This is a genomic window from Dactylosporangium sp. NPDC050588 (assembly GCF_040654975.1).
Lineage (GTDB): Bacteria > Actinomycetota > Actinomycetes > Mycobacteriales > Micromonosporaceae > Dactylosporangium > Dactylosporangium maewongense.
Genome location: NZ_JBFAJA010000019.1, coordinates 58,711 through 74,121, shown reverse-complemented (window position 1 = coordinate 74,121; position 15,411 = coordinate 58,711). Strand labels below are relative to the sequence as shown.

Genomic DNA, 15,411 nt, shown 5'->3' with positions numbered 1-15,411 from the left:
CCCAGCACCCACCCGCAGCGCCCATCAGGCCCAGCCCTCCCAGCCGCACCCACGCCACGCCCGCAGGACCCCACCCCAGGGCCACAGGACTTATGCCAGGGCCGCAATCCCCACGCCACGAGAACCGCAAGGACGTGCCGCTGGACCAGATCGCAGAGCCGCAATCCCATCCGCAGCACTACTGCCAGACCCCACCCCGCGGCACCATGCCGAGCCCGCAACCCTTACCCGCAGGGCCCTTTATTCCAGGCCCGCAGCACCCGCCCGCCAGACAATCGCCCGACCGACCTCCAGCCGGCCGCCCACCACCGCAACCCGACCGCGACAGCCTGGATCGCCAGCACCGACCCGCAGAATCTCCGACTCGACGCCCTCGCCCGCCGCGACCTACTCGAAGCGGCTTGGATCGCCGGCGCCGACCCGCAGGATCTCGGGCTCGTCGCCGGACAGGTCCACGACGGTCGTCGGCTCGACGCCGCACTCGCCGTCGATGACCGCGTCGACCTGGTGGTCGAGCAGCTCCTTGATCTCCCATCCCTGCGTCATCGGCTCGTCCTGGTCTGGCAGCAGCAGCGTGCTGGACAGCAGCGGCTCGCCGAGCTCCGCCAGCAGCGCCTGCGTGACCGTGTGCTCTGGGATGCGCACCCCCACGGTCCGCTTCTTGGGGTGCAGCAACCGCCGCGGCACCTCGGGGCTCGCCGGCAGGATGAACGTGTAGCTGCCCGGCGTCACCCCCTTCACCAGCCGGAACACCGAGTTGCTGATCTGCACGAACTGCCCCAGCTGCGCGAAGTCCCGGCACATCAGCGTGAAGTGGTGCCGGTCATCCAGCTTCCGGATGTCCCGGATCCGCTCCAGCCCCGGCCGGCTGCCCAGCTGGCACCCCAGCGCAAAGCAGGAATCCGTCGGGTACGCGATCAACCCGTCATCCCGCAACACCGTGACAACCTGCTGCAGCAGCCGCGGCTGCGGATTGTCGGGATGCACGTCGAGGAATCTGGCCACGACCAGAGCGTACGCGGCCGAGCTCCCGCCGCCACCTACAGCGCACCCGCACCGCGGACACCCGCAGACGGCTCACCGCAACATCACCGCACGATCCCGCCACAATGCCCCAGCGGACCTCGCCCGACACAACACCCCGGCGGCCCTCGCCCGACACTGCGCCCCCTGCCGACCTCGCCCGACACTGCCCCCTGCCGATCTTGAACGGCGCCACGACCCACTACCGCCGCGACCCGACTCGCAGACCGCTGCCCCACCCCACACCGAACCCAACCGCAGACCCTCGGTCCCGTCCCCCTGCCAAGCCGACGCGGCGATCGGCCATTGCCCTTCCCACTACCAGCGCCCGGCCCGCCCGACGCAGGCCGCCCTTCGAAACACTCCTTCTCGACCGCACCACCCCGTCGCTCCCCCTCGACCCCGCACCGATCAGGGGCGGACGCGGGTCGCGGCTCCGACACAACCGTCACCTCCGACGCCAGCGCAGTGGACTTGTCCACCTCCGACGCCAGCACAGTGGACTTGTCCACCTCCGACGCTCGCACAGTTGCCGAGTTCACCTCGGGCGCTCGGACAGTAGACTCGTCCACCTCGGGTGCATGGACAGTGGACTCGTCCACCTCGGGCGCGTGGACAGTTGCCTTGCTTGCCTCGGGCGTGTGGGCGGCGGCCTGGTCCAGCTCGGCGATCAGCCTGGCGTTGCGGAGCCGGGTGAGCTTGGTCGCATGCCGGGCAGCCAGGCCGTGACGGCGGGCCTCCGCGAACTCCGCCCGGGCCTGGGCGCGCCCGTCTTGCGCCCACCGCCGGCCAGTGACAGCGAGAGTCGCAGCAGGCCGGGCGCGTCCCTCGGTGGGCTCGACGGCCACCGCGGCCGCCGGTGACCGGTCGGCACTCGAAGTGGTTCGTGGAAAGGCGAAACAGAGCTGTTGATGGCGCACACCCGACCCCCGTCCCGGTGGCTTGCGCCGCCCGAAAGCGGCTTGAACCCATCGTCGTGGGTGCACCGATCGACGTCCAGCCGCGAGTGCCAACATCTACGAAGAGACACCGATTCGCTACACATCGTCGACTCTCGGTGATGAGCGGAGCACGCCGCGCGGGGAAGGAGTAGGAAGAGGGCATGACGGATCTGGAGGCTGTGACCGACTGGGTTTCGGGCTACGTCAGGGCCTGGAACAGCAACGATCCCGCCGAGATCGGCGGGCTGTTCGCCGAGGATGCCGCGTACTACCCGGCGCCGTTCGAGGAGCCGTGGCGGGGGCGGGGGACGATCGTGAAGCAGTGGCTGGCTCGCCGGGACCGGCCGGGCGAGACCACGTTCACGTGGCATCCGGTGACGGTCGGGTCTGAGTTAAGCGTTGTGCAGGGCGTGACCGTGTATCCGAAACGGGTGTTCAGCAACCTGTGGCTGATCCGGCTCGACACCGTGGGACAGTGCCGGGAGTTCACCGAGTGGTGGATGCAGCAGCCAGCTCGCGCCTGACCGCGCCGACGAGGAAGACGATGAACGCGACCGGGGCGGCGGGAAGACCGACCAGCGCGGTGAGCACACCAGGGCGGGCCGGCCAGGCGGGTGCCGGGCGGCCGGGGCTGGTGTGTCCGGCGAGGAGGGCACGATCCGCGATATCGATGGACAGGATCTGATCGGGCAGGACCATCAGCTCTTGAACCTGCATCGAGACAGCGGCCCGTGCCGAGGGCTGCGGCGACGCCGAAGTCGAAGCCTGGACCGAGAACTGCGACTGAGTCGGAGGTGAGACCTGCGACGACGCCGAAGCAGGGACCTGGGCCGCGGGGTACGACGGGGGCTGGGACCGCGACGAGGACGGGGGTGCGACTTGCGCCTGGGGCGACGTTTGCGGCGAGGCCGAAGCCTGGGCTGACAGCTGCGACGCAGCCAGAGGCGAGACCTGCGACGAGACCGAAGCCTGAGCCAACAGCTGCGACGCCGCCAGAGGTGAGACCTGCGAGGAGACCCAAGCCTGGACCGAGAACTGCGACGGAGTCGGAGGTGAGACCTGCGACGAGGCCGAAGCCTGAGCCGAGAACCGCGACGCAGCCAGAGGCGAGACCTGCGGCGAAGGCGAGGCTTGGGATGGAGGGGGCGGCAGGGACGTGACCTGGGCGGGTGACGAAGGCTGCGGCGAGGGCTGGGACTGCGGCGAGGGCGGCGGGGGCGTCGTCAGAGAGGGGGCGATGGCAAGGATCGACAGGCGTTGGACCAGGGCGTAGGCGGTCGGGGGGTAGTTGCGTTCGTCATCGAGGGGGCCTAGGTCGGTCACGGGCTCGGGGCGGAAGGCGACGACCAGGGCGCGGCCGGCCCACCAGCCGATGAGGCGGAGGGTGGTCACGCCGTACAGGTGGATGGTGCCTGGAAGGGGGGATCCGTTGGTTTCGGAGATGAAGGTGATGGTGGAGTCGCGGCCTGCGTCGGTGACGACGGCGAGGGAGTTGTTAGCGGGCGTGTAGGCGCCCTTGCCTGCGAGGCGTTGGCCGGCGGGGAGGGGGAAGCAGCCCTGCTTGACGCACACCGTGGTGTCGAGCTGGACGGCGAGGTCGCCGTCGGAGGAGAAGGCGGCGGCGATCGGCGTCCGGGGCGTGGCGGCGAGGCCTGCGGGGAAGGGGAGGACTGTGCGGTACGTGCCGGTGTCGAGCGTGAGGACGCCGATGGAGGAGCCTTCGATGTATACGGCGAGGCGGTCCTGGTGCGGCGACCAGGCGAGCGGCGTGGCGTGTCCGCCGGCCGGTGCGGGGACTGGGAGCCGGCGGATGTGGCCGTCGCCGAGTGTGCGCACCGCAATCGAGGAGTCCTGGGAGAAGTCCAGGGCGTCGGTGGGGTACGCGACCATGGTGCCGTCGGGAGACAGGAGCAGCGACTCGCCGGGGGTTGCGGCGCCCTCGGAGGCCACGTCGAGGATGTGCTGGCCGCCGCGGGCGTCGACGAACGACACGCTGCCCTCGGTGTCGGTCAGGATGTTGTGCAGGCCGGGTGTGCTGCCGCCGATCGCGACCGGCACCGCGGTGACGGGCGCCGAGTCGAGTGTCGGTGTCCACGGCCACGGTGCGTCGACTCGGGCGGGGAAGCCGTCCAGGGCAACCGCGGGCGGCTGGTGCCAGGTGGAGGCGACGCCCATGCCGTAGGTGAGGCCGAGCAGGCCCAGGTAGGCGGCGACGACGTACAGCAGCCAGCGAGCGACAGGAGTCACGAAGGGCCCGGGAAGAACGGCCGGAGGCGCCGGCGGACGACGATGGTGTAGGCGAGCAGGAGGGCCGTCGTCAGAAGGTGGAAGACGGCGAAGGCGAGCGCCGCGTGGGCGGCCGGCCAGGTGGGCGACAGGTGGTCGTTCAGGATCGCGAGCGTCAGCGTCGGCACGAGGGCGACGCGCCACACGAGGATCGTCCAGTGGCGGAGGGCGGCGCGCCGGTCCAGGCCGAGACGGGTGGCGGTGGCGCCGGTGAGGAGGAGCCAGAGCAGGAAGCAGGCCAGGTACGACCAGAGGCCGGTCCGCGCGAGCGACACGGCGTCGGCGGCAGTCCGGAGGGCGTCATCGAGAGGCGGGGTGATTGCCGGGTCGTCGAGCGCCGCGTCCGCGCGCAGGAGGGCCCAGATCGAGAAGGCCTGCAGGGCGGCGTGCGCGAGGCCGGCGGCGATGAATGCACCAGTGACGACCGGCCAGTGCGATCCGCCACCAGCGACAGGCCACAGCGAAGCACCGCCGGCGACCGGCGAACCACTGCCGGCGACCGGCGAACCACCGCCGGCCAGCGGCCGAACGCCGCCCGGAGAAGGAGAAGACGAAGCGCCGCCAGGCAACGGGCCAGCGCCGCCAGGCAACGGGCCAGCGCCGCCAGGCAACGGGCCAGCGCCGCCAGGCAACGGGCCAGCGCCGCCAGGGACAGGCCCCAGCGAAGTGTCGCCAGCCAGACCTGGAGAAGGGGGAGGGGCGGAGGGAGATGGTGGGGCACCGCCGGCCGCGGGGCGGGTGTCGCCGGAGGAGCGTGGAGCGCCGCCGAGGAAGGGGCTCAGCGAAGCGCCGCCGGGAAGAGACTGCGTGCCGCCGGCGGTGACGAGGGACTCGACCGCCGCCGCGTCTGGGACGGCGCCGTGGGTGGCGCAGAGCAGTTCGGCGCCGGTGGGGTAACCGGGCAGGTCGCAGCGCGCACAGGGCATCGGCACGGCGGTCACAAGAGCGGCAGCGTAGACGATGGGTGCGTGGTGTGCCGACCGCCGAACGTACCGGATGCGCAGGGCGACAGGCTGTCGTGATTGCGCCAATGCGTGTCCGCCGGAGGTCGGGTGTGCATACGGTTGATCAATGAACGACTCCCAGCAGCGCGCCGATCAGCTGGTCGACGTGCTCGTCACCGAGTTCGGTGAGCTGATGGCCCAGGACCCCGCCGCGTTCCGCCGGAAGTTCCGCAAGATGGCGGCGACGCCGTTCGCGTTCTACCGGGGCAGCGCCTGTGTCTACTACGCCGACCTCAACGGCGTCGCCGACCCGTTCCTCGACGAGCGGACCTCGTCGGTGTGGATCCACGGCGACCTGCACGCCGAGAACTTCGGCACGTACCTGAACTCCGAGGGCATCCTGGTGTTCAACGTCAACGACTTCGACGAGGCGTACGTCGGGCCGTTCATCTGGGACCTGAAGCGGTTCGCCGCCAGCATCGCGCTCATCGGCTATGCGAAGGCCCTGTCCGACGCGGTGATCAGCGATCTCGTCAAGCAGTACAGCCGCACGTACGTGTCGGAGCTGCGCGCGATCGCCGCCGGTGGCGAGGAGGCGATCGGCTCGCTGACCCTGGACACGACCGAGGGCGTGCTGCGCGACGTGCTGCAGCGGGCCCGGCTCAACACGCGGGTCGCGCTGCTCGACGAGCAGACGGTGATCGAGGACTACGACCGCCGGTTCGCGATGGGCGACGGGGTGTACGCGGTGGACGCCGACACCCGCGCGGAGGTCGAGGCGGCGTTCGCGGCGTACCTGCACACGCTGCCGTCGTGGGACGGGTCGCGGTCGCCCAAGTACACGATCAAGGACGTCGTGATGCGCAAGGGCGTCGGGATCGGCTCGGCCGGCCTGCCGTCCTACAACGTGCTGCTCGAGGGCCACACCCAGGCGCTGGAGAACGACGTCATCATCTACATGAAGCAGGGCCAGACGCCGGCGGTGTCGCGGTGGATCACCGACCCGAAGGTCAAGGCGTACTTCAAGCACCAGGGCCACCGCACGAGCGAGTCGCAGCACGCCCTGCAGGCGCACGCGGACTCGTGGGCGGGCTACACGGAGCTGCGCGGCGTCGGGCAGGTCGTCGCGGAGGTGTCGCCGTACGCCGCGGACCTCGACTGGAGCGACGTCAACGAGCTGGCGGACCTGACGAGCGTGGTCGAGTACCTGGGCCGGGCGACGGCCAGGATGCACTCGGTCGCCGACGACGAGTCCAGCCACGATCTGGTGAACTTCTCCACCGAGGAGGCGATCGTCGCCGCGATCGACCGCGACGAGGAAGGGTTCGTCGCCTCGATCGCCGACTTCGCGCACGAGTACGGCGCCCGCGCCCGCGCAGACCACCAGATCTTCGTCGACCTCTTCCGCAACGGGAAGTTCCCAGGCCTGTAAGACAACGGGAAGTTCCCGGGCCTGTAGACAACGGGAAGTTCCCGGGCCTGTAGACAACGGGAAGTTCCCGGGCCTGTAAAGATACGAGTATGGCCGCGCGAATCGAACGAATCGTCACCGAAGGCACGTTCTCGCTGGACGGCGAGACGTTCGACGTCGACAACAACGTGTGGATCGTCGGCGACGACGAGGAGGCGATCGTCATCGACGCCGCCCACGACGCCGCCGCGATCCTGCACGCCGTCGGCTCCCGGCGGTTGCTGGCGATCGTCTGCACGCACGGCCATGACGACCACATCGACGCCGCCCCGGAGGTGGCGCTGCGCACCGGCGCGCCGATCCTGCTGCACCCGGAGGATCTGCCGCTGTGGCACATGCGCCACCCCGACCTCGAACCGTCCGCGACCCTGGCCGACGGTCAGGTCATCACGGTCGCCGGCACCGACCTGACGGTCCTGCACACGCCCGGCCACAGCCCCGGCGCCGTGTCCCTGTCGGCGCCGGAGCTCGGCGTCGTCTTCACCGGCGACACCCTCTTCCAGGGCGGCCCCGGCGCCACCGGCCGATCATTTTCGGACAAGCCGACGATCCTGGAGTCGATCCGGACCCGCCTGCTCACCCTCCCGGGCGACACGGTCGTCCACACCGGCCACGGCACGGACACCACCATCGCCGCCGAGTCCGGCATCTAGCGACGAGAGCGCAGCAGATCAAAAACGCAACAGCGGGTGCAGGGTGATGCCCTCGGCCGCCAGCGCCTCGGTCCCGCCCTCCTGACGGTCGATGACACACACGGCGTCGGAGACGATCGCCCCGGCCGACCGCAGCGCCGCGGCCGACAGGGCGATCTGGCCGCCCGAGGTGACGACGTCCTCGACCAGCAGGACCTGGCGGCCGGTGAGGTCGGCGCCCTCGGCGAGGCGGCCGGTGCCGTAGGGCTTCGCGGCCTTGCGGACGAACGCGCACGGCAGCCCCGCGTGCCGGGCGAGCGCGACGACGACCGCGATCCCGCCCATCTCCAGCCCGGCGAGGACCTCCGTGCCGGCGGGCACGAGCCGGGCGAGCCCGGCGCCGACGGCGTCGAGCAGGACCGGATCGGCCTCGAACTGGTACTTGTCGAAGTAGTGCGTCGCGGTGCGCCCCGATCGCAGGACGAACGAGCCGGTCAGGCGGCAGCGCTCGGCGATGATCGCGGCGAGGTCAGCGGTTTCCACAAGGTTGAAGGATCCCATCGGCGGGGACAGACAACGGCGCCGGGGGCTGCCATGATGTCCGGCGTGATTCGCCTCTATGGACTGCTGTTCCTGATCGACTTGGTGATGCTGGTCGTCGCGCTCATCGACTGCCTGTCCTCCGACGAGGACCGGGTGCGTAACCTGCCGAAGGTCGCCTGGGTCTTCATCATCCTGCTGTTCTCCCCGGTCGGGTGGATCGCCTGGTACGCCGCCGGGCGCCCGCAGGCCGTCCGGGCGGGCGGCACGTGGCGGCCGGGCAGCGGCTTCCCGGAGAGCGAGCGGCCCCGGTCCGTCGCGCCCGACGACGACCCCGCGTTCCTGCGCGAGCTCGCCCGCTCGCGCCGCGACGACGAGGAGATGTTCAGCAAGTGGGAGGCCGACCTCCGCCGCCGCGAGGAGGAACTGCGCCGCCGCGAGGAGCGCCCCGAAAGCTAGACCAGAAAGCCGGCCCGGAAAGCCGGCCCGGAAAGCAAGACCGGAAAGCCGGCCCGGAAGCTAGCGCAGCCCGGCGTCGAGCCGGGCCCGCAGCCAGGGCAGCATGACGTCGGCCTGGTCCTGCTGGAAGCGGCGCAGCGTCGGCAGCCCCGGCGGCGCGGGCTGCCGGGCCCCGTCGGTGAAGAACGCCGCCAGGCCCGCCACCACCGCGGTCACGTCACCGGGGTCGGGCGAGAAGCAGTCCAGCACATCGTCGGAGATCTCCCCGCCGTACAGACGGACATTGAGCAGCAGCGAGAGGGTGTCGAACCAGGAGACACCCACCGCGGCGCCCGGCCAGTCGACGACCATCACCGAACCGTCCGGGCGGATCAGCAGATTGTCGGCGCGGATGTCGACATGCACCAGACGGTCCCCGGCCAGGGCCGCGGTCCCCCGGTCGGCGAGCTCGACGAGCAGGTCCAGGTTGGCCGCCGCCCACGGATCCAGCGACGGCGGCGGATCGGCCGCCAGCCGCCGCCAGCCGGCGAAGTTGTGGGCGAGCAGCGAGGGCAGCGCCGGCAGCCCCGTCGCCGGCACCGCGAGCCGCCGCAGCGCGTCCAGAACGGCCTCGAGGTCCGGTTGCTGCCACGGTACGAGCGGCTGCCGGCCCTCCACGTCGGCGAACACGAGCGCCACCCAGGTGCCGTCGTCGTGGAACCCGAGCAGGCGGGGCGCCGGCACGTCCGCCGGCAGCGCCGCGGTGACCCGGGCCTCGGCGCGGTGCAGGGCGACGCTGTGCTCGTTGTGCGCGGCGCTGACCGCCTTGACGAACGCCCGCGAGCCGTCGGCCAGGCGCACCCTGTCCGCGGTGCCGGGCGAGAACCCGCCGACCTGCGACACGGCCTCCACGACCGGCCCGCCCAGGATCGCGGTGACCGCCGCGTGCACCGACGGCGGCAGGTCGTCCCAGCCGATGCGTACCCCGGAAGCCTCCACCATCGCACGATCGTCCCACCTCCCGCCGCGCCTGCGCGAGCACGCGATCGGGTGCTGCTAGCATTCCGGTCGTCGTACAGCTGATCGGGGAGAGCGGGCGGACGGTGGACCAGCGGCAGAGCTTGGGTCCGGTGCTCACGGTGCCGAACCTGATCAGCTTCGCCCGCCTGCTCGGCGTGCCGCTGTTCCTGTACCTGTTCCTCGCCACCGACGCGACCGGCTGGGCGATCGGCGTGCTCGTCGTCGGCGGGCTCAGCGACTGGGTCGACGGCTTCGCCGCCCGCCGCCTCAAGCAGGTCAGCCGCCTCGGCGAGCTGCTCGACCCCCTCGCCGACCGCCTGTACATCCTGGCGACGCTGTTCGCGCTGACGTTCAAGGACGTCGTGCCGTGGTGGTTCACGATCGCGCTGCTGGCCCGCGAGGCCGTCATGATCCTGTGCCTCGTCGTCCTGCGCGTCCTCGGGCACGGCCCGCCGCCCGTGCACTATGTCGGCAAGACCGCCACCGCGGTGCTGCTGATGGGCTTCCCGATGATGCTGCTCGCCAAGTTCAGCGAGGCCGCCCGGCCGTGGGCGCTGCCGAGCGGCTGGGCGCTCCTGTGGTGGGGGATCGTCCTGTACTGGGTGGCCGCCGTCTTCTACTTCATCCAGGCCGCGATCCACGTGCGGGCCGGCCGGCTCGCGTCGTGACGTTCGCTCGCCGCGACGACCTGCTCGGCGACCTGTTCCGCACGCCGCTCGACCCGGGCTACGCGCAGGCCGCCGCCCGCCGCCGGGAGGGCACGCCGCCGCCCCGGTGGGGGCCGGCCGCCCGGGCCGTGACGCTCGCGGCCGTCGGGTTCCTGCTGGCCGTGGCATACCACCAGGTGGTCGCCGAGGCGCCGTCGGCGAGCCGGGCGCGCGACGACCTGGTCGCCGACGTCCGTTCGCGGCAGCGCACGGCGGAGGACCTGCAGCGCCAGGTCGACGTGCTCCGCACCCAGGTCGACCAGGCCCGCGACGACGCCCTCGCCGACGCCTCCGGCGCCGCCACGCTGCGCGGCCTCGCCGCCGGCGCCGGCACCGCGAAGGTCACCGGCGACGGGGTCGTCGTCCGCGTCGTCGACGCTCCCCCGCAGGTCGACCCGGTCACCGGCCACACCGCCGAGGAGAACCTGGGCATCGTGCTGGACCGCGACCTGCAGGACGTCGCCAACGGCCTCTGGCAGGCCGGGGCGGAGGCCATCGCCGTCAACGGCCAGCGCCTCACCGCCACCAGCACCATCCGCGCCGCCGGCGGCGTGATCCTCGTCGACTTCAAGCCCGTCACCGGCCCGTACGACGTCGCCGCCATCGGCTCCCCCGACATCGCCGACCGGTTCTCCTCGTCCACGACCGCCCGCCGGTTCCGCCGGTACGTCGACAACTACCGCATGCAGTTCACCGTCAAGGCCCGCAAGGGGCTCGTCCTCGCCGCCGCCCCCGAGCCCCCGCTGCGGTACGCCCACCCGCCGGCACCCTCGGTGTCGCCATCACCCACTGGAGGTCACCGGTGATCGCGGTGCTCGCACTCGCCATCGGCGTCGCGGCGGGAATCTTCCTCGAGCCGACCGTGCCGCTGGGTCTGCAGCCGTACCTGCCGATCGCCGTCGTCGCCGCCCTGGACGCCGTGTTCGGGGGCGTGCGGGCGAAGCTCGACGGCATCTTCGACGACAAGCAGTTCACCATCTCGTTCATCTCCAACGTGCTGGTCGCCGCCCTCATCGTCTACCTCGGTGACCAGCTCGGCGTCGGCGGCCAGCTCTCCACCGGTGTCGTCGTCGTCCTGGGCGTGCGCATCTTCAGCAACGCCGCCGCCATCCGCCGTCACCTCTTCCGCGCATGACCCCCACCGACGACACCCCGCCGGCCGACGGCGACCACCTCCACCTCACACCTGAGGACGGTGCGCAGCCCTCCTCGCCGGCCGAGGGTGACCGTCCCTCCCTCACGGGCGAGGGCGATGCCGGGCGCTCCCCTTCGACGCCTCCCCGCCGGCGCCCTCCATCACCCCGCCAGCTCCCCCGTACGGGCGACATTTCGGAAATGTCCGGAAGAGGGGAATCGGCGGAACGGGCCGGAAGCGAAGAACCCGAAACTGCACACGGGACGACCCCCGCGGAAGCAGTTCCGGGTGAGTCCGAGGGCACTCCCCCGCCGGGTGAGGCGACGGATGCCGGCGGCAGGCGGCGGTGGGGCGGGACCGGGCTGGTCATCGCGCTGCTGCTGGGGCTGCTCGGGTTCGGGATCTCGGTGCAGTTCAAGGCGGGCAACTCCGACGCCGAGCTGGCCGCCGCCAGGCCCGAGGACCTGGTGCGGATCCTGTCGGATCTCGACGCGCAGCAGGATCGGCTGCGGCGGGAGATCAGCGACCTGGAGGAGACGCGGCGGCAGCTGGACTCGGGGGCGCAGGGGCGCGACGCGGCGCTCGCCGAGGCCCGGAAACGGGCCGACGAGCTGGGGATCCTGGCCGGGACGCTGCCGGCGGAGGGGCCCGGGCTGTCGATCGAGATCACCCCGGGCACGGAGAAGGTCAAGGCCGAGGTCATCCTCGACGCGATCGAGGAGCTGCGCGGCGCCGGCGCCGAGGCGATGCAGATCAGCGGGCGCGAGGGCGGCACGGTCCGCGTCGTCGCCGCGACCTACTTCGTGGACGGGGACAACGACCGGCTGGTGGTCGCCGGGTCGAGTCTCACGGCGCCGTATACGATCATGGTCATCGGAGGGCCTGACACCATGCGCACTGCGCTGAACATCCCCGGAGGGGTGGTGGACAGCGTGCGGCAGCACGGCGGTACGGTTCTGGTGCGCGAAGCGGACCCGGTGCGCGTGACAGCGTTGCACGCCGCCGGTGAGTTGCGATACGCAAAGCCAGCTTGACCCGGCACCCGACGACGGACCGGCCAGCACGAGCGAAGGACCGACGTGATTCCCGAGGATCTGCGTTACACGGCGGAGCACGAGTGGCTCGCACCGGCGGACGCCGGCGCCTTCAAGGTCGGCATCACCGACTTCGCCCAGGAAGCGCTGGGCGACATCGTGTTCGTGCAGCTGCCGGAGGTCGGCGCGAAGGTGCAGGCCGGCGAGTCGTTCGGCGAGGTCGAGTCGACCAAGAGCGTGTCGGAGATCTACGCTCCGGTGTCGGGTGAGATCGTCGCGGTCAACGCCGCCCTGGACGCCACGCCCGAGGTGCTCAACTCCGACCCGTACGGCGCCGGCTGGCTGGTCGAGCTCAAGGCAGACGACCCGGCGGCCGTCGACGCGCTGCTCGACGCCGCGGCGTACCGGGAACTGACCGAGAACAGCTGAGCAGCACCGCGAACTGAAACAGCGCACCAGCAGACAACGTCCGAAGAGACTGACAGGAAATACGGCAATTGGCTGCCGCGCGTCTGGTTGACCCGTGATTTCGGGCGTGACTAGGCTCGCTCAGTCAACCGTATGCATCGGCCTGTCGCATCGGAGGACACCCGAACAGACGACCGTGAGGTGGTTCCATGACGCGCCCAGACGACGAGTTCCCCCCGCTCGACGTCACGTCCACGCTTAACCTTGGCGCCATTGAGGATGCCATCGCCGGGCAGGACGACGACGTGGTCCCCACCCGCGTGTCGGGCTCACTGCCACCCGGCACGGCCCTGCTGGCGGTCCGCCGCGGGCCCAACGCCGGTGCCCGCTTCCTGCTCGACCACGACGTGACGACCAGCGGTCGGCACCCCGACAGTGACATCTTCCTCGACGACGTCACGGTGTCGCGTCGCCACGCCGAGTTCCACCGCGAGGGTGGCACGTTCACGGTCCGCGACGTCGGCAGCCTCAACGGCACGTATGTGAACCGCGAGCGGGTCGAGGCCGCGACCCTCAGCAACGGCGACGAGGTCCAGATCGGCAAGTTCCGCCTCGTGTTCGTGGCAGGACCGCGCCCCGACGAGAGCTGAGGCGATGACGGCGTCGGCAGCCGCCTGGGACACACCGCAGGACCGCGACGGGCACGACCGTGGCGGTCCTCAAGGTGCTGCCCGGGGTGAGCGCCTGATGAGCATCGGCGAGGTGCTCGCGCAGCTGCGCGCCGACTTCCCGGACGTGACGATCTCGAAGCTGCGGTTCCTGGAGACCGAGGGTCTCGTGGAGCCGCGGCGGACGCCGGCCGGCTATCGCAAGTACACCTGGACCGACATCTCCCGGCTGCGCTACGTACTGACCGCCCAGCGTGACCAATATCTCCCGCTTCGGGTGATCCGCGAGCATCTCGCGACGATGGGCGACCCGCTCACCGACGTGTCGCAGTCCGCGCTGCCGGTCGAGGCCACCCCCGAGGTGCGGCTCAACCGCCAGGAGCTGCTCGACAAGGCCGGCCTGAGCGACGACACGCTGCGCGCCCTGGAGGGGCACGGCCTGGTGAAGCCCCGGCCGGGCGGCGGGTTCGACGCCGACGCGCTCGAGGTGGCGACGGCGGCGGCGCGGCTGGCCGAGTTCGGCATCGAGGCGCGCCACCTGCGGGCCTACCGGGCCGCCGCGGACCGCGAGATCGGCCTGTTCAGCCAGCTGGTGACGCCCATGACCCGGCAGAGCGGGCCGGCTGCCCGGGCGCGGGCCGCGGACACCGTCCACGAGCTGGCCGCACTGACCCAGCGGGTGCATGCCGCCTTGGTGCGAGCGGGCCTGCGCGAGATCCTGGGTAAGTGAGACCCTCCTTCGCACCCTCGACCGGAGCGATCTTCGCCACTGAGCGCACTTGGCCGGTGGCGCGAGTGGCACGACCGCCCCTTGGTCCGTGTACCGTGCAGGGAGTGGCAAGTCGACACGGAGGCGGGCAGTGCGAGAGCTGAATGTGGTCGGTGTTCGCGTGGAGCTGCCTACCAATCAGCCCATCGTGTTGCTCAAGGAGGTCGACGGCGACCGCTACCTGCCGATCTGGATCGGTGCGGTGGAGGCGACCGCGATCGCCTATGAGCAGCAGGGGGTCAAGCCTGCGCGGCCGCTCACCCACGACCTGATGCGCGACATGCTGGCGGCGCTCAAGGCACCGCTGAAGGCGGTCGAGATCGTCGAGATGCGCGACAACATCTTCTATGCCGAGCTGGTCATCGGCGACAACGTGCGGGTCTCCGCCCGGCCGAGTGACTCGATCGCTCTGGCGCTGCGGGTGGGCGCGCCGATCCGCTGCGCGGACCAGGTGCTCACCGAGGCCGCCATCGTCATCCCGGACGAGCAGGAGGACGAGGTGGAGAAGTTCCGCGAGTTCCTGGAGCAGGTCCGCCCGGAGGACTTCGCCGGGTAGTAGGTTCGGTTCCGAAGGGTCTCCTCGTACCGCCGACATATCGGACAAATGGCTACGATGGCGACGCGCGGAAAATTTGACGCACCGGCACGCGGCGTGTCGCGGCGTTACCTCCCCGCTGACCCTCAAGGTGCGCTATAGGGTTGCGGGTGTTGACGCTGGAGGTGGGTCGCAATGCAACAGCCGCCCGATCCCGGGATATCCGGTCATGCTGCTGACACGGTTTCGGTGAGTACGATCGCCAAGTCCGACGACGTCGGCTACCGCGGTCCGACCGCCTGCCACGCCGCCGGGATCAGCTACCGGCAGCTCGACTACTGGGCCCGCACCGCGCTGGTCGTGCCGAGCGTGCGCGACGCGGCGGGCTCCGGCAGCCAGCGGCTCTACTCGTTCCGCGACATCGTCGTGCTCAAGGTCGTCAAGCGCCTCCTGGACGCGGGCGTCTCCCTGCAGAACATCCGCAAGGCGATCGAGACCCTGCGCTCCCGCGGCGTCGCCGACCTGGCCGGCATCACCCTGATCTCCGACGGCACCACCGTCTACGAGTGCCGCTCCCCCGAAGAGGTCGTCGACCTGCTGCAGGGCGGTCAGGGCGTGTTCGGCATCGCGATCTCCGGCGCGTTCAAGGAGATCGAGGGCACGCTGTCGCACCTGCCCGCCGAGGCGGCCACCCCCGCCGAGGAGGCCCCGGTCTCCGCCGACGACTTCGCCCAGGCCGGCGGTGACGAGCTGGCCATGCGCCGGGCCCGCCGCCGCGCGGGCTGAGCCCCGGCACCACTCCAGCACCACCAGCGCCGGTCGACCGCCTCAGGTCGGCCGGCGTTTCCGCATGTCCTCAT

At 71.2% G+C, this 15,411-nt stretch carries 18 protein-coding genes; 13 read left to right on the top strand and 5 right to left on the bottom strand.

Going from position 1 to position 15,411, the window contains the following annotated elements; genetic code table 11:
* Window positions 1-387: 387 nt before the first annotated feature.
* On the bottom strand, window positions 388-1,005 hold the full coding sequence (locus AB0I21_RS15480) for an L-threonylcarbamoyladenylate synthase (protein ID WP_344498200.1): 618 nt from the start codon (window positions 1,003-1,005) through the stop codon (window positions 388-390).
* Between the two features lie 1,120 nt (window positions 1,006-2,125).
* Between AB0I21_RS15480 and AB0I21_RS15475 the strand changes: the two genes are divergently transcribed.
* Window positions 2,126-2,488, top strand: coding sequence for a nuclear transport factor 2 family protein (locus tag AB0I21_RS15475; protein ID WP_360561575.1), 363 nt, complete (start codon window positions 2,126-2,128; stop codon window positions 2,486-2,488).
* On the opposite strand, the gene AB0I21_RS15470 is transcribed toward AB0I21_RS15475, so the two are convergent.
* Together AB0I21_RS15470 and AB0I21_RS15465 are read right to left on the bottom strand one after the other, a co-directional pair.
* The gene (locus AB0I21_RS15470; RefSeq protein WP_360561573.1) at window positions 2,451-4,211 is read right to left on the bottom strand and encodes a hypothetical protein; all 1,761 of its coding nucleotides are present in this window, start codon (window positions 4,209-4,211) and stop codon (window positions 2,451-2,453) included. The genes AB0I21_RS15475 and AB0I21_RS15470 overlap by 38 nt on opposite strands.
* Entirely contained in the window at window positions 4,208-4,819 is a 612-nt protein-coding gene (locus AB0I21_RS15465; protein ID WP_360561571.1) for a hypothetical protein, read from the bottom strand. The genes AB0I21_RS15470 and AB0I21_RS15465 overlap by 4 nt, the downstream gene beginning before the upstream one ends.
* A gap of 502 nt (window positions 4,820-5,321) precedes the next feature.
* Here AB0I21_RS15465 and AB0I21_RS15460 point away from each other — a divergent pair.
* Window positions 5,322-6,626, top strand: a complete 1,305-nt coding sequence (locus tag AB0I21_RS15460; RefSeq protein WP_344498192.1) for a DUF2252 domain-containing protein — start codon at window positions 5,322-5,324, stop codon at window positions 6,624-6,626.
* An 89-nt stretch (window positions 6,627-6,715) separates the two neighbouring features.
* Entirely contained in the window at window positions 6,716-7,318 is a 603-nt protein-coding gene (locus AB0I21_RS15455; RefSeq protein WP_360561569.1) for an MBL fold metallo-hydrolase, read from the top strand.
* A gap of 18 nt (window positions 7,319-7,336) precedes the next feature.
* On the opposite strand, the gene pyrE is transcribed toward AB0I21_RS15455, so the two are convergent.
* Window positions 7,337-7,840, bottom strand: a complete 504-nt coding sequence (gene pyrE / locus AB0I21_RS15450; protein WP_360561567.1) for an orotate phosphoribosyltransferase — start codon at window positions 7,838-7,840, stop codon at window positions 7,337-7,339.
* A gap of 63 nt (window positions 7,841-7,903) precedes the next feature.
* Between pyrE and AB0I21_RS15445 the strand changes: the two genes are divergently transcribed.
* Complete coding sequence (locus tag AB0I21_RS15445) at window positions 7,904-8,296, top strand: PLD nuclease N-terminal domain-containing protein (RefSeq protein WP_360561565.1); 393 nt, start codon at window positions 7,904-7,906, stop codon at window positions 8,294-8,296.
* A gap of 60 nt (window positions 8,297-8,356) precedes the next feature.
* Here AB0I21_RS15445 and AB0I21_RS15440 read toward each other — a convergent pair whose 3' ends face one another.
* Window positions 8,357-9,277: an aminoglycoside phosphotransferase family protein gene (locus tag AB0I21_RS15440; protein ID WP_360561563.1), complete on the bottom strand. Its 921-nt coding sequence runs from the start codon at window positions 9,275-9,277 to the stop codon at window positions 8,357-8,359.
* Between the two features lie 119 nt (window positions 9,278-9,396).
* On the opposite strand from AB0I21_RS15440, the gene AB0I21_RS15435 reads away from it, so the two are divergent.
* The 9 genes from AB0I21_RS15435 (at window position 9,397) to AB0I21_RS15395 (ending at window position 15,337) form a co-directional block, all read left to right on the top strand.
* Entirely contained in the window at window positions 9,397-9,963 is a 567-nt protein-coding gene (locus tag AB0I21_RS15435) for a CDP-alcohol phosphatidyltransferase family protein (RefSeq protein ID WP_360561561.1), read from the top strand.
* Window positions 9,960-10,808 carry a DUF881 domain-containing protein gene (locus tag AB0I21_RS15430; protein WP_360561559.1) on the top strand — a complete coding sequence of 283 codons (849 nt, stop codon included), beginning with the start codon at window positions 9,960-9,962 and terminating at the stop codon, window positions 10,806-10,808. The genes AB0I21_RS15435 and AB0I21_RS15430 overlap by 4 nt, the downstream gene beginning before the upstream one ends.
* Entirely contained in the window at window positions 10,805-11,137 is a 333-nt protein-coding gene (locus AB0I21_RS15425) for a small basic family protein (protein ID WP_344498180.1), read from the top strand. The genes AB0I21_RS15430 and AB0I21_RS15425 overlap by 4 nt, the downstream gene beginning before the upstream one ends.
* 200 nt (window positions 11,138-11,337) lie before the next feature.
* Entirely contained in the window at window positions 11,338-12,171 is an 834-nt protein-coding gene (locus AB0I21_RS15420) for a DUF881 domain-containing protein (protein ID WP_360561556.1), read from the top strand.
* 45 nt (window positions 12,172-12,216) lie between these two features.
* On the top strand, window positions 12,217-12,600 hold the full coding sequence (gcvH, locus tag AB0I21_RS15415; RefSeq protein ID WP_360561555.1) for a glycine cleavage system protein GcvH: 384 nt from the start codon (window positions 12,217-12,219) through the stop codon (window positions 12,598-12,600).
* A gap of 188 nt (window positions 12,601-12,788) precedes the next feature.
* Window positions 12,789-13,229 (top strand): FHA domain-containing protein, encoded by a 441-nt coding sequence (locus AB0I21_RS15410; protein WP_344498174.1) that lies wholly within the window; start codon window positions 12,789-12,791, stop codon window positions 13,227-13,229.
* A gap of 97 nt (window positions 13,230-13,326) precedes the next feature.
* Window positions 13,327-13,977: a MerR family transcriptional regulator gene (locus AB0I21_RS15405; protein ID WP_360561553.1), complete on the top strand. Its 651-nt coding sequence runs from the start codon at window positions 13,327-13,329 to the stop codon at window positions 13,975-13,977.
* Window positions 13,978-14,107: 130 nt separating this feature from the next.
* Window positions 14,108-14,572 (top strand): bifunctional nuclease family protein, encoded by a 465-nt coding sequence (locus AB0I21_RS15400; protein WP_033358824.1) that lies wholly within the window; start codon window positions 14,108-14,110, stop codon window positions 14,570-14,572.
* 174 nt (window positions 14,573-14,746) lie between these two features.
* Window positions 14,747-15,337, top strand: a complete 591-nt coding sequence (locus AB0I21_RS15395) for a MerR family transcriptional regulator (RefSeq protein WP_360561551.1) — start codon at window positions 14,747-14,749, stop codon at window positions 15,335-15,337.
* Window positions 15,338-15,411: the final 74 nt, after the last annotated feature.